This window comes from Bacteroides caecimuris, assembly GCF_001688725.2.
Taxonomy (GTDB): Bacteria; Bacteroidota; Bacteroidia; order Bacteroidales; family Bacteroidaceae; genus Bacteroides; species Bacteroides caecimuris.
Window position 1 is genome coordinate 1526767 of the sequence record NZ_CP015401.2, and the last position, 20364, is coordinate 1547130.

Genomic DNA, 20364 nt, shown 5'->3' on the forward strand with positions numbered 1-20364 from the left:
TTATATCGCTTCATAGATTTAACCTCCGTGTCCTCCTTTCCTCTGTGGTGAATTCTATCGCAAAAATAACAAAAAAAGAGCGAGAAGTATCGAAACTTCCCGCTCTTCTTTCATTGTTTTATATTCTCTTAATTAAGAATATTATTCTTATAAAGGAACGTATTCTACAAATGCTTCCATTGCTTCGTAAGAAGCCAGTCCTAACTTATCATACAAAGTAGCTGTGCCACGGTTGCGGTCTTCGCTACGTTGCCAGAACAGCCGTTCATCATTGCCTAGGAACGGAGCGCTTTCCATTTGCGACTGATGTTTCAGAATAGAGTTACGTTTTGCACGAAGTTCTTCCGGACTGATGGGCACTGCCATTTCAATATTTTCGATTTCCCATTCAGCCCACGCGCCACGGTACATCCAGATACGGCAGTCTTTCAGCCATTTCGCACCTTCTTCTTTTTCAAGATCAACGGCTGCGAATACGGCGTCCGTACATACACGGTGTGTTCCGTGCGGGTCGGCCAAGTCACCTGCAACGAAAATCTGATGAGGTTTCACTTCACGAAGCAAGTTGCGTACGATTTCCACGTCTGCTTCACTGATCGGGTTTTTCTGAATCTTACCTGTTTCATAGAACGGCAAGTCGAGGAAGTGGCATCGTTCCAATGGTATATTGTTATAAGTGCAGGCCGTACGGGCTTCACCACGACGAATCAGACCTTTGATAGTCAGAATGTCACGGCTGTCCATATCACCATCTTTCTTCTCTTTCAAGAAATTACGTATTTCTGCATATTTCTCATTGATAACCTGATCTGCGCTGTTATTGAAGAGCTGGTTGAATCCGTTGATGAAATGCATGAAACGAACTACTTCTTCGTCGCCAACGGCGATATTGCCGGAAGTTTCGTAAGCTACGTGTACTTCATGTTTTTGTTCTACCAAGCGACGAAGCGTACCACCCATCGAAATAACGTCATCATCCGGATGCGGAGAGAAGATGATTACACGTTTCGGATACGGTTTTGCACGTTCCGGGCGGTAAGTGTCATCAGCATTAGGTTTGCCACCCGGCCATCCGGTAATGGTGTGCTGTAAATCATTGAAGATTTTGATGTTTACATTGTACGCAGAACCATAAAGTGCTAGAAGTTCACTCAAACCGTTTTCGTTATAGTCTTTATTAGTCAACTTCAGAATCGGTTTGCCGGTCAACTGACATAACCAAACGATGGCACTACGGATTAGTTTATCATTCCATTCGCAAGAAGTTACCAGCCACGGACGTTGGATACGTGTTAAGTTCGTAGCTGCTGAAAGATCAAGAGCTACATGTGCGTTGTTGTGAGTTTGCAGATAAGAAGCCGGAATAGTGTCAGTGATCGCACCTTCCACACATTCTTTAATCATAGCTGCTTTGTTTTCTCCCCATGCAAGCAGATAAATCTTCTTTGCACCAAGGATAGTGGATACACCCATTGTAATAGAACTGATCGGCGTATTATCCAGCGTTCCGAAAATCTTGGATGCTTCATTGCGTGAGGCATTATCCAACAAGATCAGACGAGTGGTAGAATTCAGTCGGGAACCCGGTTCGTTGAACGCGATGTTACCTACACGACCAATGCCCAACAAGGCAATATCAATACCTCCGAAGCTTTCAATGCGTTGTTCGTACAGACGGCAATATTCGAAGATGGTATCTTTGGCAATGCTTCCGTCGGGAGTGAATATATTCTGTTTGTCAATATCAATGTGATCCAATAACATACTCTTCAAAGCGTTGAAGTTACTGTTGATTGCATCGGGAGCCAACGGATAATATTCATACATGTTAAATACGATCACATTGCGGAAGCTAAGACCTTCTTCCTTATGCATGCGGATGAGTTCGGTATATACGTGGCTGGGCGAATCACCTCCGGGGAGTGCCAATACGCAGAAGCGTCCTGCTTTTTGTTTTTCGCGGATGGTTTGTGCTATTTCGCGAGCAATATAATTAGCACCTTCTTCTGCGGATTCGTAGATGTCCGTAGGGATTTTTTCGAGTCTTGTCAAGACTGATTTTTCAAATGCATTCTCCGGTCTGTAGTATTTGGGGGAGACCCGGTGGAGACTGATTTGAGAACTAAGATTTGTTTTCATAAAGTTGTTAATTAAGTTATGTAAGATTAGCGTCCTTACGACTGTATTTTCACGACAAAGATACAAAAGAAGTCTATATAATTAATTACCGAGTTCTAGGTATTGTTGCTATATGAATCTGTTTTTAACATTTGTTATTTGGCAAATGTTACAGATGAAATTCATCTGCATCTTTCCATACCGGGAACTTCTCTCTGAACTGGTTGAGAGTAGTCAGATTTAGTCTGACCGTCGTTATTCCTTCCTTTTCATCTGGGAATGAGCCGATTTCTTCTCCGAAAGCGGAATAGACTTTACTTCCTCCATTATATGAAAGTTGGTACCCGTCTGTACCTACTCTGTTGACACCGCATACATAGCATTGATTTTCTAAAGCGCGTGCCCGGAGTAGAGTATCCCAAGCCAGGCGGCGGGGGATAGGCCAGTTGGCTACATATATTAAAAGGTCGTACTCGTTGCCTATGTTTCGGCTCCATACAGGAAAACGAAGGTCATAGCAAACTAGCAGGCAGATATGCCATCCGTGATAGGGGATGATAAGTCGTTTATCACCAGCCGAAAAATGTTCGGCTTCCCGTCCCATACGAAACAGATGCCGTTTGTCATAATAGAACTCTTCTCCTTCCGGTGTCAGAAAGAACGCACGGTTATAAAACTGTTCGTTTTCTGTTGCTATATAGCTTCCGCAAATGGCTAGCTGGAATTTGGCAGCCCATTGTTTGAGTGTTGTAATGGTTTCCCCGGAATTTGGCTCTGCCAGTATTTTGCTCTGCATACTAAATCCGGTAGAAAACATCTCCGGTAAAACAACAATCTCCGTTATTCCACAAAGACTTTGCAGCTTTTCGTGGAGCAAACGGAGATTTTCTTGTTTATTTTCCCAAACAATATCGGTTTGTATGATAGAAATACGGATAGACTCCATGATAACTAAGTATTATACTTGATACCTAATACTTCAATCATATTTCTCCAAGAGCAAAATTCTCCGGATGTTTTCCTTTGAAATCCTTGAAATAAAGTTTGATTTCTCTCATGTCCTTATTAATATCTCCTGACGGCATGATAGCTTTCGTTGCCGAAATCGTTTTCTTGCTGTAATCAATACCAATCAGCACGATCGGAATCTGAGCATTCAAGGCTATAAAATAAAAGCCTTTTTTCCAGTTTGGATTCGCTTTACGGGTTCCTTCGGGGGTGATAGCCAAATTAAACTTTTTATATTCGGCAAATTTATGAACCATCTGATCTACTAGCGAAGTTTTTCGACTGCGGTCGACGGGAATTCCGCCAACTGCTTTGAAAAAAATTCCAAGCGGAAAGAAAAACCATTCTTTTTTCATCATGAAACTTGTCTTACGGCCTATAGCACCATAAAATAGTTTTCCAATAAATAAATCAAGGTTTGTTGTGTGTGGAGCGGCACATATCACACATTTATCATAATTAGGCACCGTAACGTTTGTCTTCCACCCTAACAGACGGTAATAGATAAAGCTATAAATTGCTTTTTTCATTCTGTTGTTAGTTCAATTTTCCTATAGCTTCAATAATCTCGTTTACCTTTGCATTAAAATCAGCACGGAATTTCTTATAAAAACCTTTCACGTTGCCTGGTTCTGTGTGGCTGATGCGAGTGACAAACTCATCCTGCATCTTCAGTACCTCTGCCATCAGTTCATCTGCTTTTACCTTGTCTGTGCCAGGGATGAACATACTGTTGATTAAACACTCGGTGAATAATTCTCCTGCAATATAGTTTACGTTCTTTTTGAGTTCTCTTCTACTTGCCATAATCTTTACATTTAATGGTGAATAATAAAAAATACTTGCGGTAAAGATAGGCACTTTCTTTGATTTTAGCGAATTATATGGGGAAAAACATTATTCAGGTCTTCATCTTCTTAACTATATCCCTTCATTTAAATAATTTTGCAGGCTATTATTGATGGAATAACAGGTTCGATTGTCATCCTGAATACTACTTATGTGATTTACTTGTTACATCTGATATTTTAAAATATATAGAATAAATGTGGTGAATCGTGTTCGTTTCTGCACGGAAATGAATGAAATTTTTTCCTACTATAAAGTTGAAAAGGGTTTTCGTCAAATTTGGTGGTAAGTTCTTTATCTCTTTATTTCCAAGTTAATAATTGTCTCTTTTTACTTACTTTCATAAGAAAATATAGGCACTAACCGAATTGGCTAAATGAACGGAGAAAAACTTACCACCAAATTTGACGAAGAACCTTGAAAAGTATAAAAACATCTGCCACCTGCAACGAAACGCATGTAATATACTAGTTAATAAATAGTTGGAACGTGGCATATACTGTTGCAGATAGGTTGTAGATAAAGTATCTGCAATACGTTATATAATCAAGGAAATTTATGTAAAGCTATGGGATAATTGGGGTGACTGTATGGAGAAATGGTGGTGTCTCTGCGGGGAAACGACAGTTCCCCGTTTGGAAACGGGAAGTTAATGTATACAATAAACTTTTGTACCCATGGAGTCTAGTTGATAGCAGTATAATCAGTTTTTGATTATTCAATTTGAGATAAAACCCTTTTGAATGTACTCCTTTTTTTTCAATAAACCCTTTTGGAGCATGTTCATATAGAGTATAGAAGGAGGAGGACACTGTGAAGCGGTTTCCTCTTTTGCATTGAAATGATTTTTCGTTTCCTTTCGTTAGACTGCTAATATAAGTTAATGTTTGCAATTGTCTCTCTTATAATGTAAATAAGGCTTATCTTTATCAGCCAAAATAACATAGGGCTAACAATATGTCATGAGCATAACTATTAGAAATCTCAATAAGATATATCCAAACGGGAATCATGCATTGAAAAACATCAATCTGGAAATCCCTGCAGGGATGTTTGGTTTATTGGGACCCAACGGTGCCGGCAAATCTACTTTAATGCGTATCTTGGTTGCATTAATGGAGCCGACTTCCGGACAAGTCGAAATTTGTGGTTACGATTTGATGAAACAGCGAAAAGAAATCCGTGGTATATTGGGATATCTACCTCAAGATTTTCGTTTTTTCGCCAAATATAAAACGTATGAATTTCTGGACTATGCAGCTCGCTTGTCGGGAATGACTCAAAACAGACAACGAAAGCAGGCTGTAGATGAAATGCTTGAAAATGTGGGGTTGTTTGATGTCCGGGAACGATATGCCAACAAATTATCAGGAGGTATGAAACGGCGGTTGGGAATTGCACAGGCATTGATACACCACCCCAAAGTAATCATCGTAGATGAACCTACTACCGGACTTGATCCAGAGGAGCGCATCCGTTTCCGTAATCTTCTTTCTGAAGTTAGCGAGAATGACGTAACAATCATCTTATCTACTCATATTGTTGGGGATATTTCAAGTACCTGTAATAATATGGCGTTGATGAATCGGGGAGAAGTCTCTTTCTATGGTTCCCCGCAAGATATGTTGAAGAAAGCCGAAGGTAAGGTATGGCGAATCAGGGCCGGTGGTGACCAATTGCATGAGATCGATAAAAAATATCCGGTCATATCTACTATTCCGTCGGGGGCAGCCTGGGAGGTACAGGTGGTTGCCGATAGTGTGGAGGGATACGAAGCAGAGCCATTTTCTCCTAATCTTGAACATGCTTATGTATATTATATGGAGAATCAATTGAACCTTTGGATGAACGACTAAACATGATATGCTGATATGACCTTTTTATCTAATATACAATCGGTTGCAAAATATGAAAGTAAGTTATTAATAAGAAGTTGGTTCTTCAGAGTATTTACAGTACTCGCCATAGGCATCACTACTCTTTTTAATTTTCTTTTATTTGTATCGGAGGACATTTCCGGTTTTTGGATTGCTACGTCTATTCCATCGAATATCCCTTATTTAATCCTGTTGTTGTTGAATACAGGACAGGCTGTTATTGCTATCTTTCTAGCCTCCGATTTTCTGAAAAGAGATAAAAAACTAGATACATCGGAAGTCTTTTATGTCCGTCCGTTAAGTAATGCCGAATACGTTATTGGAAAGATCTGGGGAAACCTGCGTGTCTTCTTGTTGCTTAATCTCATTATAATGAGCATTACTGTGGCATTTAATCTGACATCGGGAGAAGTGGACTGGATGGCTTATCTACTTTATTTTCTGTTGATTAGTGTACCTACTTTAATCTTTATCATCGGTTTATCTATCTTTCTGATGTTGGTGTTGAAGAATCAGGCACTTACTTTCGTCCTATTGTTAGGGTATATCGGATTGACTGTATTCTATATTGAAGATAAGTTTTACTATCTCTTCGATTATATGGCTTACAGTCTCCCATTAATAAAGTCTACTATTGTCGGCTTTTCCAACTTGGAGGTGATTTTAAACCACCGGGCTATTTACTTTTTTGCTGGGTTAGCGTTTGTCTTTTTCACAATCTTTTTGTTCCGGCGTCTACCTCACTCGTCACGCAGTAATTATCCATGGATATTTTTTTCTGTTTGTGCTCTTCTGTTGAGTTTTGCCTGTGGATATTGGCACGTACATTCGATATTGTATAAGAGCGATATACGGACAGTATATACACGTATTAATAACCAGTATGTTACTACTCCGAAGATGTGTATTCATCAATACGATTTTTCGATAGAACAACGTCCTGACAACTTTTTATCTGAAGTAACTATGAGAGGGGAGGCTCTGGACTCATCTGCCGTATTCACGTTCTGCCTGAATCCGGGATTAACCGTACGTTCTGTTCATTCAGGCGGACAATCTCTTCAATTTAAACGTGACAGGCAAATTGTGTTAGTAGATTTCGGTAGGGATCTGGCAAAAGGTGACACGGCTTCGGTGACATTTAAGTATGACGGGCGGATAGATCATTCGTTTTGTTATTTGGATATTCCTCCCGAAGTATTGCAAGCTTCGAAAAAGAAGTTTCTATTCAATATTGATAAGCAGTATAGTTTCCAGACGAAGGATTATCTGTTGCTTACTCCTGAAACATATTGGTATCCTCGTGCGGGGACGAGTTATAGTGATGAAAACCCGAATTGGCAACAAACTTATTTCAGTAATTATCATTTGAAGGTGAAACCTCTCGATGGATTGATTCCTCTTTCTCAAGGTGAGGGTAAGGGGGATGAACAGGGAACTTATACGTTTAAAGGGGATTTCCCGTCTCAAACCATATCGCTGGTTATTGGAGATTATCAGCAAAAAAGCGTATTGGCAGATAGTGTCTTGTATAGCATCTGGCACCTGAAAGGACATGACTTTTTTACAGCAGCCTTGGATTCTATTCACGATACTATTCCTTCACTGATACGTAATGTTAAAGACCAATTGGCACGAAATTATAAATTGGACTATCCTTTCAAACGGTTTTCGTTGATAGAAGTACCGATACAATTTGCCGGTTATGAGCGTGCCTGGTCGCAAGCACAAGAAACCATACAGCCTGAAATGGTCTTATTCCCAGAAAAAGGAGCGTTGTTTGATGAACTGGATGTAAAGAAACAGGTTCAAAATCACATACGATGGTCAAAATATGGAAATGGGAATGAAATCGGTATAAAAGAAGCGCAGATGCGTACATTCAGCAATTTTGCCTGGATGTTTTTGCAAACAGAGGGGGATTATAATTTTTCATCAGATAGAGGAAAGGGTAATTTATCATCAGAATCAAATCCTTATTTCCTTTTTCCACAGATCTATAATTTTCGTTATAATATCTTCTCCTCAGAATGGCCGGTAGCCAACCGGGTGATTGAATTGTATTTGCAGAAGAAATCGGAGAATGAGGGATGGGAACGTCAGATTAATGGTATTAGTAATAATGAGAAGGCTATTCTGTTATTAGAAACGCGTACCTTTAAAGAACTATTGGCTGATGTCGAATTACGTAACCTGCAAAATAATATTGTCGGGCAGGAAGCAAGCCGCCTTTTTGCCCGGTCAGAAATAAATATGGGGGTAGAAGCTTTTAGAGATTCACTGTATTCGATGTTGAAACGTAATACCTTCCTGAATATAAAATTTGAGAATATGCTTGATACATTGGGGAAGATAAGCCGGACGGATATTCGTTCGTTGTTGGGAGAATGGGAAAAACCTACACCTCTTCCTTTTTACTCGTTGGGAGAACCTACATTGACTAAAATTGTCAACAAAGGTGGGGAAGAACTTTTTGTATTAAGAATGTTGGTAAGCAATAATTCGGATTACGAAGGGATTATTCACATGAATATTCGTAAGGATGGTTGGTGGAGTGATCCTTTGGAGGATCCCAGAGCCAGAATGAAAATAGAGATGCCCGCCCATACAACTAAAGAACTTGTTTCGGTTTGGGAAGACCAAATTCGTAACATTGAAATTAATACCATGCTTTCCGGCAATCTACCTAATGTGATAAATCAGGAGATAGGTAATGTTAAGAATGAGCGGAACAGAATAGTTAAAGACAGTATTTATATATTGCCGGAATCGTCGTTCGAGCTGCCGGGAGAAGTTATTGTGGATAATGAAGATTCCACTCTTTTTGTTCTGTCTGCTCCTCCTATTATGGGGCTTCTGCCTAAGTGGCTGGATGAAGTCGAGGAGACACCTTTCAAATATTCAGGAATATCCTGGTGGCGTCCCCCTTTACAGTGGACGGCTACTACTAATAGTAAATATTATGGAAAATATATTCGCTCGGCTTTTGTGATAAAGAGTGGGGATGGCAGCCAGACTGCCACATGGAAAATTCCTGTACCGGAAGCCGGTCAATACGACTTGTATTACTATGTATTTAAAAATGACGAACTCCGATGGAACAAGAATTTTCAGGGAGAATATCATTTTAAAGTACAGTACGACGGTGGAGCGGAAGATGCTTATATAAATTTAAGAAAAGCCAATGAAGGTTGGGAACAGCTGGGTAGCTATTACTTTGATTCTGATACTGTCCGGGTGGTTCTGACAGATGAATGTAAGCTGCGCTCTGTTACAGCCGATGCGGTAAAAATAGTGAAACGATATTAATTAAAAAACAGTAAACTATATGCAAAGTGACTTACTACTATTAAAAAGAATACTACTGACAATTGTTGTTGTCATGGGGGTTACCTTGTCTTCACGAGGGCAAATACCCCTAACGATTGACAAAGCGATGGAGATTGCGCAGGAGAATAGTCCTTCTCTTCGCCGTTCTTATATGAATTTGGAGAGGTACCAACAGAATTTAGTTGCACAGAAGGCTTCATTGAAATCACGATTCTCGTTGAATCTGAATCCGTTGGAGTATAACAAAAATAGGCGTTTCGACAACCGTCTGTCACAATGGTATACCAATGAGACGCTCAATAGCAGTGGCACTTTGCAAATAGAACAGCCTATTTTGTGGACAGACGGTACGATTTCTTTAATCAACAAATTCGGGTGGCAAGATAATAACTCTATTTTGGAGGGCAATAAAACCAGTGACCGGGCATTCAGTAATGATCTCTATCTGCAATTGACGCAACCTATTTTCACTTATAACAAGCGGAAGATGGAATTGAAGCAAATAGAGTATGATTATGAAAATGCCAATATTAGTTATGCTTTGCAGCGGTTGAATACAGAAAAAAGTATAACAGAACAGTTTTATGCGGTTTATATGGCACAAAGTAATTTGGAAATCAGCCGTGAAGAATTAAGTAACGCCCAGCAGAGTTATGATATCATAAAAAACAAGGTAGAAGCGGATTTGGCTGCTAAAGATGAGCTTTTTCAGGCAGAGCTGAATCTTGCAACGGCCCGTTCGTCGGTAGACGAGAGTCTGGTTAATATGGAGAACGCGAAAGATAAATTGAAACAAACGCTGGGAATGAGACTGGATGAGGAAATCCTGGTGCTTGCAGAGGTTGATATAAAACCGATTCAGGTGGATTTAGAGCAAGCGATCACACATGGATTAGGTTCACGTTTGGAGTTGCGTCAACGTGAAATAGAAAGTAAGGAGCTTGAATTTGAAATGATTAAAACGAAAGCGTTGAATGAGTTTAAAGGGGATGTTTCTTTGTCATTCGGTTTGATGGGAGATAATCGTCATTTGAACCAAATGTTTAGTAATCCGACACAGAATCCACGCGTTTCGATTAGTTTTACTGTTCCTATCTTCGATTGGGGTGAAAAGAAGGCACGAATCAAAGCGCAAAAGATGGCGCAACGGATTAACGAACTGGAATTTCACGAGGAGAAGGTGGATATAGAACTGAATATTCGTCAGGTATGGCGTAATCTCGAAAATCTGCGGACACAGATAAAAATAGCCGAACAAAATGTGCAAAATGCCCAATTGACTTATGATCTGAACCAGACACGTTATCGGGAAGGTGATATTACCGGTATGGAAATGAGTCAGTTTCAAACGCAGCTTTCGAATAAAAAAATCACTTATACGCAAGCATTAATCAACTACAGAATAGAATTACTTAATCTTAAAATTCTTTCATTGTATGACTTCGATAAGAATATTCCTATTGTTCCGATGAAAGATATAATTGATAAAAAATAAGCAGGCCATGAAACAGTATCACATTTTAATTGCATCTTCTTTATTAGTGATTATAGCATTGACAAGTTGTGGTGGAAGACCACAAAATGCCCCCAATAACATTGCTACTCCGGTATCTGTCGTTGAATTGAAGAAAGGGTCGATCAGTAAATTGATAAATACAACAGGAACGGTGCAGCCCACTTATGGGGTGTCTTTAAACGCTGAAATGAATGGCTTTTATAAGCTTCAGACTAACCCGAAAACCGGAAAACCCTTTAAGATGGGTGACAGGGTGAATAAGGGAACTCTGATTATTCAATTGGAAGACAGAGAATATGAGAATGGCATTGCTATTGACGCCAAACAGTTAAGTCTTGAAATAGCTGAACAGGAACAATCGAAGCAAAAGGCGCTTTATGAAAAAGGAGGAGTGACGATGAGCGAAATGCGGAACACGGAAGTTAAGGTGACGAATGCCCGTTATGATTACGAAAATGCTCAGCTCAGCCTGGAAAAAATGAAAGTAAAAGCTCCGTTTGATGGAGTGATTGTTGATTTGCCGCATTATACAAATGATATAAGAGTGGAACAAGGTAAAACGATGGTAAGTCTGATGGCTTATGACAAAATGTATATGGATATCAATCTGCCGGAAAGTAGTATTCGTTATATTAAAGAAGCGCAACCGGTGTATATTACTCACTATACCATACCCGGTGATACTTTGAAGGGGAAAATAAGTGAATTATCTCCCGCAATCAGTTCGGAGACACGTACCTTTAAAGGAAAAGTGCTGGTTGATAACACTCAATTAAAATTGCGTCCGGGTATGTTTGCTAAAGCGGATATTGTGGTGGACAGAGCTGATAGTTCTATTATTATCCCTAAAGACGTGATTTTATCGAACCGTCGGCGCAAATATGTATATATCGTTGAAAAGAATACTGCAAAGATACGTAATTTGGAGACTGGGTTGGAAGATGAATATAACATTGAAATTGTGTCCGGGCTTAATGTAAATGATAATCTGGTAGTGAAGGGTTTTGAAACATTGAAAGAAGATGCTAAAGTGAAAATTCAAAAGTAAATCATTGGTGTGATGAATAAACGCATCTTTTGAAAACAGGAAATACTTATGAAGAATATAATCAAATTTGCAGTAGGCAATCCGGTTACGATTTGTATGATTGTATTTGCCCTCTTATTACTGGGAAAGGTATCATACGATCAGTTGAGTGTCGACTTATTGCCTGATCTGAATAATCCCCGATTGTTTATCGAATTGAAGGCGGGAGAACGTCCTCCTGAAGAGATTGAAAAACAATTTGTGAAAAATATGGAATCTATGGTCATCCGGCAGAGTGACGTTACGCAAGTCTCTTCGGTGATTAAAGCGGGGACGGCACGAATTACCGTAGAATATACTTGGACAAAGGATATGGATGAGGCTTTTCTCGATTTGCAGAAAGCTATGAATCCGTTTGCACAGAACAAGGAGATTACTGAATTAAAAATTACGCAGCACGATGCGAATCTGTCACCGGTTGTCCTGATAGGTATGTCCCATCAGAATATTACGGATATGGCAGAGCTGCGGAAGATTGCAGACAGTTATATTCGTAATGAGTTGATTCGTCTGGAAGGGGTTGCCGATGTAACTCTTTCAGGTGAGGAAGTGACTACTCTTACTGTTCAGACCGACCCTTACAAATTAGGTGCTTTCCAATTAAAGATTGAAGACATTGCTTCACGTATTGAATCTAATAATCAGAGTATATCCGGAGGACGGGTAAGCGAGTTGGGGTTGCAATATCTAGTGAAAAGTTCGAGCCTGTTTTCTACAGAAGCCGATTTTGAAAACCTGATCGTTGGATATAAACCGGTGCAACAGCAGGAGACTTCCGGGAATAGTTCTTCAGAAACAGTGATAGATGTAAATAAGGCTCCTATCTTCCTGAAAGAAATAGCGACTGTGCAATTTATGAACGCTCGTCCTGAGAATATTGTACGTATTAACGGGAAGCGCAGTATCGGTTTGTCTATTTACAAGGAAATGCGTTTTAATACAGTGAAAGTGGTAGATGAAGTAAGTAAACGGTTGGCGGTGATAGAGGATGCTTTACCTGGCTATCATTTTCAGGTCATTTCCAATCAGGGAACATTTATAAAAAATGCCATTGGAGAAGTGAAAAGCAGTGCTGTATTGGGGATTGTTCTTGCCATCATCGTATTGTTTGTCTTTCTTCGTCGAATGGGAACAACGCTGATTGTCAGTCTTTCTATCCCGATTTCTATTGTGGCAACTTTCAATTTGATGTTTTTCAACGGACTTACATTGAATATAATGACTTTGGGTGGATTGGCTCTTGGGGCGGGTATGCTGGTGGATAATGCTATTGTAGTCATAGAAAGTATTTTTCGGAATCAGGAAAAAGGAATGAGTGTCCATCAGGCTGTTATTACTGGAACTGCGGAAGTGGCGAATGCGGTCATTGCTTCTACATTGACGACTATTGTTGTTTTTCTCCCGATTGTTTATCTGCATGGAGCTTCGGGCGAATTATTTAAGGATCAGGCATGGACAGTAACTTTCTCACTTGTGTCCTCTTTGTTTGTGGCTATTCTGGTGATTCCGATGTTGTATGTTCAACTCTCCGGTAAGAAAGTGAAAATGGAAGAGGTGAAATCAATTCGTATTACAAGATATAGCAAGATACTTCGCAAATTGGTTCAGCACCGTTGGTGGGTGATTGGGGTGGCGGTGTTGCTGCTCGTTGTAACAGGGTTGTTGACTCCATTCATTGGAACAGAATTCATGCCACGGGCAGAAAGCAAAGTTTTTACTGCCGTTGTGAAAATGCCCGAAGGTACGCCAATGGAGCGTACTGCGGCCGCTATCGGCAATCTCGAAGATCTATTGTATACTATTGTTGGAGGTGATTCTCTGTGTACGTTGTATAGCCATATCGGAGAAGGAAGCGGTTCGGTAAATGCTATATTTGAAGGAGAGAATACTGCGATGATGAAAGTTATTCTTTCGCCCGAATGTATTCTTTCGCCCGAAAGAGTTATTGCCCAGTTTATTGAAGAGGCAAAGAATCCCGACGGTCTGGAACTGTCTATACGGCAGGACGAAAACTCTTTGAGTTCGCTTTTAGGAAGCGAAGGGGCACCAATCGTTGTAGAAGTGAAAGGGGAGGAACTGGACGAGGTAGCGCAGATTACTGAAGAGGTAAAAGAGCGGATGCTTAGGGTTGAAGGATTGTATGATGTCGTTACCTCCATAGAAGACGGTGCTCCGGAAGTGGTGATTTCGATAGATCGTACCATAGCCGGTATAAATAATTTGAGTGTCGCTACGGTAATTGAACAGTTAAAACAGCAATTAAGTGGCAAAGAGGTTGGTAAAATGGAATATCGTGGCGAGATGCGTGATATTGTGATAAAAGTGCCGGATATATCGCTGGGATCCCTTGGAGCACTTGTCATTAGAAGCGGTGCTCAGGAATTTCTGTTGCATGAGATTGCTACTATTACTTATGGACAGGCACCTAAAGAAATTTTACGCCGTAATCAGAGTCGTATAAGTAAAATAATGGCTAACATGGATGCTGGAAAATCTCTTGATAAAATGGCTGCGGAAGTACGTCTGGCGGTTAAGGATATTGATTTACCTGCTAATTATCATATCACAGTGACCGGAGAAGAGGAAAAAAGGCAGGAATCTATGCACAGTTTGTTGTTTGCTTTGTTACTCTCTGTTGTACTTGTTTATATGGTAATGGCTTCACAGTTTGAATCATTGTTGCACCCTTTTACCATTCTACTGACTATTCCGTTGGCGGTGGTAGGTGCTGTCCTGCTTTTCTTTATTACCGGAACAACCATTAATATGATGGGAGTTATCGGCATCGTGATGTTGGGAGGTATTGCTGTTAACAATTCTATTATTTTGGTAGACCGTATCAACCAGCTTAGTCAGGCAGGAATGGAACTGACTGATGCTATTGTAGAAGCAGGACAACAACGTATCCGTCCTATCATCATGACCACATTGACAACGATTCTGGCTATGTTTCCGATGACATTCGGTTTTGGTGAAGGTGCTTCTCTTCGTTCGCCGATGGCCATTGCCGTTATTGGAGGATTGATAACTTCTACTTTGATGAGTTTGATGGTTATCCCATGTGTATACTATGTCCTTGAAAAAATGAAAAGGCGTATCAATCATTGAACTAAAAAAGGTTGAAGATGAATTTTTTACTAAATAAGAGAATTACAATTTGTATGCTGTTTATAGCCCTTAGCCTTTTGGGCTATATGTCCTATAAACAGCTTCCGGTAGAGTTGTTACCTAATGCAGAGCTTCCGGTACTGTTTATCCAAGTGTCATCACAGCAGGATATGGATCCTTCGTATGTAGAGTCGGAAGTGATTATTCCACTTGAAGGAGCGGTCAATACAATTGGTGGAGTAGACAAATTGCAATCTTATATAGACAGGAGACAGTCGAGCATACAAATTGATTTTAAGAAGAATATCAACTTTAAGATGGTCTCTCTTAAATTGCAGGAAAAGGTAAATGAAGTGGCAGCTTCTTTTCCTACTGGTTTTACCGTGCAGGTGCAGAAAGTCGACATTGCGCAGATGAACAATAACTTTATGGTACTTCAGGTACGTGGTCTGGGAAGAACAGACCGCATCAGGAATCTAGTGGAGGATTATATTCTTCCCGATCTGGAGAACATAGACGGTGTAGCGTCTGTCAATATATATGGAGGACGGCAAAAAGCGATTGAAATACGTCTTAATCCGGAAGCGTGTAAGGCACTGAACCTTACACCGTCCAAGATAAGCAATCTGCTTTCACAGAACACACAGGAAAAAACATTTGTCGGTTTTGCCAATGAACCGGACAGTAAGAATTTTGTCCATGTCAATGCGATGTATACCAAAGTATCTGACTTGGAAAATATAGTGGTGGCTCCCGGACCTGTTCTGTTGAAAGATGTGGCGACTGTATTTTTTGATTTGAAAGATGAAACTACTTATAGTCGTGTTAATGGAAAGGAGGCTGTCTCTGTAGCATTGATAAATGATTCGCAGGCCAATTTGATTGAACTTTCTCATCGTGTCTCTGATGCGATTGACAAGCTGAATGAAAAACTGGTGCCACTTGATCTGGAAATTGTTACTCAAGAGAATAAAGCTGAAACCATGGAGAATAATATTAATCAGATCATTAACCTGGCATTGGTGGGTGGGCTGTTGGCTGTTCTTATCCTCTGGTTCTTTCTGAAAAATATGCGGTTGGTATTCTTTATCGCACTTTCAATTCCGATTTCAGTCTATACAGCTTTCAATTTCTTCTATGCTTCCGGTATTACTATCAATAGTCTTACATTAGTTGGGATGGCACTTGCTATCGGGATGTTGCTGGATAATAGTGTCGTGGTGCTTGAGAATATTTATCGTTTATCCGGGAGCGGTTGTACACCCGAACGTTCGGTTACTCAGGGGACTAAAGAGGTGTGGCGTTCCATTGTGGCAGCTACGCTGACCACGGTCACTGTATTTTTGCCATTTGTTTTTTCTGATAATTTTCTGATTAAACTGGTCGGACATCATATCGGGGTATCTATTATATCCACATTGACCATCTCTTTGTTTGTGGCTTTACTTTTCATTCCGATGGTCACTTATGTTATTCTGAAAAAGAAGAAAGGGAGAAGTGTTGTTTATGAGAAGGTCTCTATCATTCAACGTCCGATACAGATTTATCTGGTTTTGCTAAAGACTTGTATGCGTAATCCGGGAGTTACTATATTCGGAGCGGTGATTTTGCTTTTTGTAACTTTGATATTGTCGCTGACCTTGAATGTACAGCAGATGAAAGCGGTTGATTCGGACCGATTTAATATAAGTGTTGTGATGCCTACCGGAAGTACCCTTGAGAATACAGACAAGATAGTCAAAGTGCTGGAAGAACGTCTGACAGATTTTCCTGAAAAGAAAGACTTGATCTGCCGTGTTCGGGAGAAAGAGGCAACTATTACCCTTATTTTGCAAAAAGATTATCAGAAGATAGGCAAACGGAAAATAGCAGATATTAAATCAGATGTACAATCCAAGGTTTCTAATATCAATGGAGCGGAAATCTATGTCTCCTATGCTATGGGAGGAGGGCAGGAGAATTCAGCTTTGAGCAGCCTCGGAGGTTTTATGCGTTTATTGGGTATCGGTGATAATAGAGAACGAGTAGTAGTCAGAGGAGCCGATTTCGAAATGATGCAGATGGTAGCAGAGGAAATACGCTATTTGTTGAATGAGCAGGAATTTGTACAACACACTCATGTCTCGTATACTCCTCGTCAAGCGGAAATAAATCTGAATTTTGATCCGGTTTTATTGACTACTTATGACATCAATCGTGCTAATATTACCTCTGGATTAACAGCGCTCAATAATGAGTATTCTTCGGAAGTGACTTTTAAAGTAGGAGAAGATAAATATGACATTATCATCCGCGATGAAATTCGGGAAGAAGAGACGGAAGAAGAAATACAGGAGAAAGCGCATAAAGAGAAAACGGTAGACGACCTGCGTGCTATTCGGATAGAAAATGAGAAAGGAGGGATGCACAATCTGGAAGATATAGCATCTATTAATTATGGTCGTGGACGTTCGCGGATCATACGTGTCAATCAGGATAAACAGCTCGAAGTATATTATAATTTCTCAAGAGATGTGCAATCCTCGAAAGAGTTGTTGGATAGTTATCGTTCTGATATAGACCAGCTGATTGCCGGTTATAATCTCCCATCCGGTGTTGCTTTACAAGTATTCCATGAAGAAGATCAGTTTGGGGATTTCAAATTTCTTATTCTAGCAGCTTTCATCTTGATTTTTATGATACTTGCTTCTGTATTCGAGTCTGTGGTAACTCCTTTTGTATTGCTCTTTACGATTCCGTTGGCTGCTATCGGCTCTTTATTGGCGTTGTTACTTTCGGGCAATAGCTTGATGAATGCAAATACGCTGACCGGATTTTTGATTTTGTTAGGGGTAGTTGTCAATAACGGAATTATTTTGATAGACTATGCCAACATTTTACGTAAAAGGGGATATCGACGGAACCGGGCATTAATGGTTGCCGGTATGTCACGTATTCGTCCGATTTTGATTACTTCAATAACGACCATTGCTGCTATGCTTCCGTTGGCTATGGGAGATACGGAGTATGCTGGAGCTATTGGTGCTCCTTTTGCTATTACAATGATTGGTGGGCTTCTCTTCTCTGCTTTATTAACGTTGATTTTAATTCCTACAGTTTGTCTGGGATTAGAAAATGTGCTTCAGTGGTATCGTTCGTTGTCTCGTAAGTTATGGTTCTTCCATTTTATTCTTTTCGTGTTCGGTGTCATCGGTATTTGGTTATATGCTGAAGGAATACTTTGGCAATCAATTTATCTTGTTGCACTTATTGCAGGTATACCGGGACTGACTTATTTTGCACAGACTAGCCTTAGAAGGGCAAAATCGAAAGTGATAGATCCGGATGAAGATATACATATATCTGTTAGGAATCTGGTTAAAATATACGACTGGCCAGGGCGCATCAGCCGACAGTGGTATAGCGGTTTGCAAATACGTAAACGGTTGGGATTGAGTAATGAATATCATTCTCTGAAGGATTTTGTTAATGTGTTGTGGCAGTTCGGCATATTGCTATTCGGTATTTATTTCACTTATTTTTTTATTCAGGACAGGCTTTGGATATTCTTGTTTTCATTTGCTATTTATGCTTCGGTTCTGTATCTGTGGAGAAAGATACGTTCTTACTTGTATTATCGTTACGAAAACAGTAGAAGAGTGAAGATAATAAACCGTGTGATATTCTGGGGACTTCCTCCTGTAATCTTGTTCGAGTTATTCAAGAAGATGGATAATAACGGCTTGGTTATCATGATCGCATTACTATGGTTTATGGGTATTGCTATCTATGTCACCTCTCAATATTTATATGACCATCATATAAATATTGAGCGTGTCACCGGGCGATTTGCCGGACTTCGCCGTTCCTATTTCCGTATGGTGAAGAGTGTTCCTTTGATTGGGAAACAACGTAAGCCTTTTAAAGCATTACGTGGAGTATCATTTGAGATTCAGACAGGTATGTTCGGACTCTTGGGACCCAATGGAGCTGGAAAATCTACTTTGATGCGTATTATATGTGGTATATTTGAGCAAAGTTACGGCAGTATCTGGATAAATGGAATGGATACCCGTGTCTATAGGGAAGAACTGCAAAGCCTGATAGGATTCCTGCCACAGGAATTTGGAACTTATGAGAATATGACATCATGGGAATTTCTTGATTATCAGGCTATACTAAAAGGTCTGATAAATGAAAATATACGAAAAGAAAGGTTGGAGTATGTTTTGAAAGCAGTACACATGTACGAGCGAAAAGATGAAAATATCGGCTCTTTCTCAGGAGGTATGAAACAAAGAATCGGTATTGCATTGATTTTGCTTCACTTACCACGTATTCTGGTAGTAGATGAGCCTACTGCAGGACTCGATCCCCGTGAGCGTATTCGTTTTCGTAATCTGTTGGTAGAATTGAGTAAGGATCGTGTGGTCATTTTCTCCACTCATATCATTGAAGATATATCCAGCTCTTGTAATCAAGTGGTGGTCATAAATAAGGGTGAATTGAAATATTTCGGTGATCCTGCGGATATGGTGGAAATGGCTAATGGAAAAGTATGGCAATTTAATATAGATAAGACGGAGTTTGAAAAGGTGTTGGATAAGTCTTTGGTAATACATCATATTCAGCAGGGTGACACTATTCGTGTCCGCTATCTTTCTGTTGAACAGCCGTATGATGGAGCCGAGGAGGTGGAGGCCAATCTGGAAGATGCTTATCTCTGCTTGTTGAAAAATATGAATGATAAGAAAAAAAAGATATGACATTTAATCAATTAATAAAGCTATTGCCCAAGTTGGTGAAATATAATTTGAAGATTATTTTTGCCGGAAAGTTCTTTTGGTTCCTGTTGGCGGCATTTGGATTCTTTGCTTTTTTTATGTTTCAGAATGCATGGAACCGGGCAGAGATCAATGAAGGGCTTATCTATAATATCTTAATGTTTCCGTGTTTATTGCTGATATTTTATCCGGCTGTTTTCGGTATTCAGAACGATGAAGACAGCCGGATTTTGGAGATCCTTTTTGGTATTCCCAACTATAGGTATAAGGTTTGGGGAGTACGGTTACTCATGATTTATATAGCTGTTTTTGCTATTTTAATCATTTTCTCATACATCGCTATCTTACTGCTTTATCCGATCAATCCTCTTGAGATGTCTTTGCAGTTAATGTTTCCGGTTCTCTTTTTTGGTAGTATGACCTTTATGTTTTCTACTATTACCCGGAGTGGAAACGGAACGGCAGTACTTGTGATTGTTATCGGTATTGCATTGATGTTTTTTAGTAATATGAATAGTATCGAACATTCTTTTTGGAATATTCTGTTGAATCCATTTCGCGTACCTGACAATTTTCATCCGATGATTTGGGAAGGAATCCTTATCAAAAATCGTATCTTCCTTTTTTCTGCCAGTCTAATCTGGATGATGATCGGTTTACTTAATCTGCAAAAGCGAGAGAAATTCGTATGACATAAAGTTTAAATTA

At 39.8% G+C, this 20364-nt stretch carries 11 protein-coding genes; 7 read left to right on the forward strand and 4 right to left on the reverse strand.

From position 1 onward, the window contains the following. Positions 1-147: 147 nt before the first annotated feature. The 4 genes from A4V03_RS06485 to A4V03_RS06500 form a co-directional block, all read right to left on the reverse strand. The gene (locus A4V03_RS06485; RefSeq protein WP_065538326.1) at positions 148-2139 is read right to left on the reverse strand and encodes a glucosamine-6-phosphate deaminase; all 1992 of its coding nucleotides are present in this window, start codon (positions 2137-2139) and stop codon (positions 148-150) included. 148 nt (positions 2140-2287) lie between these two features. Next, positions 2288-3064 carry an amidohydrolase gene (locus A4V03_RS06490; protein WP_065538327.1) on the reverse strand — a complete coding sequence of 259 codons (777 nt, stop codon included), beginning with the start codon at positions 3062-3064 and terminating at the stop codon, positions 2288-2290. A gap of 37 nt (positions 3065-3101) precedes the next feature. Next, complete coding sequence (locus A4V03_RS06495) at positions 3102-3656, reverse strand: 1-acyl-sn-glycerol-3-phosphate acyltransferase (RefSeq protein ID WP_065538328.1); 555 nt, start codon at positions 3654-3656, stop codon at positions 3102-3104. A 7-nt stretch (positions 3657-3663) separates the two neighbouring features. Beyond that, positions 3664-3933 carry a hypothetical protein gene (locus A4V03_RS06500; RefSeq protein ID WP_004306027.1) on the reverse strand — a complete coding sequence of 90 codons (270 nt, stop codon included), beginning with the start codon at positions 3931-3933 and terminating at the stop codon, positions 3664-3666. Positions 3934-4937: 1004 nt separating this feature from the next. Between A4V03_RS06500 and A4V03_RS06505 the strand changes: the two genes are divergently transcribed. Genes A4V03_RS06505 through A4V03_RS06535 form a run of 7 tightly spaced genes read left to right on the forward strand, consistent with a single transcriptional unit; the run spans position 4938 to position 20348 of the window. Next, complete coding sequence (locus A4V03_RS06505) at positions 4938-5831, forward strand: ABC transporter ATP-binding protein (RefSeq protein ID WP_065538329.1); 894 nt, start codon at positions 4938-4940, stop codon at positions 5829-5831. Positions 5832-5846: 15 nt separating this feature from the next. Continuing rightward, on the forward strand, positions 5847-9161 hold the full coding sequence (locus tag A4V03_RS06510; RefSeq protein ID WP_065538330.1) for a golvesin C-terminal-like domain-containing protein: 3315 nt from the start codon (positions 5847-5849) through the stop codon (positions 9159-9161). A gap of 19 nt (positions 9162-9180) precedes the next feature. After that, positions 9181-10677: a TolC family protein gene (locus tag A4V03_RS06515; protein ID WP_065538331.1), complete on the forward strand. Its 1497-nt coding sequence runs from the start codon at positions 9181-9183 to the stop codon at positions 10675-10677. 7 nt (positions 10678-10684) lie between these two features. Next, entirely contained in the window at positions 10685-11746 is a 1062-nt protein-coding gene (locus A4V03_RS06520) for an efflux RND transporter periplasmic adaptor subunit (protein WP_065540319.1), read from the forward strand. Between the two features lie 48 nt (positions 11747-11794). Beyond that, positions 11795-14893 (forward strand): efflux RND transporter permease subunit, encoded by a 3099-nt coding sequence (locus A4V03_RS06525; protein ID WP_065538332.1) that lies wholly within the window; start codon positions 11795-11797, stop codon positions 14891-14893. A 17-nt stretch (positions 14894-14910) separates the two neighbouring features. Then, positions 14911-19638, forward strand: a complete 4728-nt coding sequence (locus tag A4V03_RS06530; RefSeq protein ID WP_065538333.1) for an efflux RND transporter permease subunit — start codon at positions 14911-14913, stop codon at positions 19636-19638. After that, positions 19635-20348, forward strand: a complete 714-nt coding sequence (locus tag A4V03_RS06535; RefSeq protein ID WP_065538334.1) for a hypothetical protein — start codon at positions 19635-19637, stop codon at positions 20346-20348. The genes A4V03_RS06530 and A4V03_RS06535 overlap by 4 nt, the downstream gene beginning before the upstream one ends. Positions 20349-20364: the final 16 nt, after the last annotated feature.